General features: G+C 56.0%; 1 protein-coding gene. It reads left to right on the top strand.

Annotation, left to right across the window (positions count from 1 at the left end; translation table 11 throughout):
* On the top strand, positions 1–915 hold a 915-nt coding region (tssF, locus tag ADK28_RS25955), incomplete at both ends, for a type VI secretion system baseplate subunit TssF (RefSeq protein WP_048797038.1).

Genomic DNA, 915 nt, shown 5'->3' with positions numbered 1-915 from the left:
GCCTGCGCGCCAAAATCGAAGATGAGTTTCCGGAGCTGACGCACGGTCTGCTCAATATGCTCTGGCCGAATTATCTGCGCCCTGTACCCTCGATGACCATTATTCAGTTTACGCCGGTTGAGGGGGCGCTGGCACAGCCCGCGTTTCTCGGGCGCGGGTGTACGCTCGACAGTATTGTTCAGAATGAGACGGTGTGCCATTTTCAGACCTGCCATGACCTGTGGATCTTTCCGGCCACGCTTGAGAACGTCAGCGCATACAGCGGTACAGATGTGTCGGCGATCACTCTGGAGATAACACTGCAGGTGCCGATGACGCTGGAGCAACTGGATCTCAGTAAGCTGCGGTTTTATCCTGGCGGTGATGCCTGGACGGCTCGTGAACTCTATTTCTGGTTATCGGACCGGCTGGCCTGGATTGAGCTGGAAATTGACGGCACGCGTTTTCGTCAGCCTGCCAGCCTCCTCAGGACCAGTGGGTTTGCGCGGGAAGAGGCGTTGCTGCCATATCCCGGCAATATCTACTCAGGCTATCGCATCCTGCAGGAGTACTTCTGTTTCCCTGAAAGTTTTCTGTTTTTCCATCTGGCGGGCGGCGACTGGCCTAAGCAGCCGCTGGCTGTGTCGTCATTTAAGCTGCATTTCTGTTTTGCACGTCCGCTCCCCCCTTCACTGAAGGTCCGCAAGGATACCTTCATGCTGAACTGTGTGCCGGCCATCAATCTTTTCCGTCATGACAGCGAACCTGTGGCGCTCACCGGACAGCAGACGGAATACCCGTTACGGACGAGCTACAGTCATCCTGAAAGTTATGAAATCTTCTCCGTGGACAAGGTAGAAGGCTGGGTGGAAGGCCCGGATGGTCGTGCCCGGGGCGGTACGCGGGTGTATCAGCCTTTTGAAAGTTTTCAGCACC

This window comes from Serratia sp. 506_PEND (assembly GCF_001076875.1).
In the GTDB taxonomy this organism is placed as follows: Bacteria; Pseudomonadota; Gammaproteobacteria; order Enterobacterales; family Enterobacteriaceae; genus Serratia; species Serratia marcescens.
The sequence above is the reverse complement of the archived record's forward strand: the minus strand, read 5'-3'. Positions and strand labels throughout refer to the sequence as shown.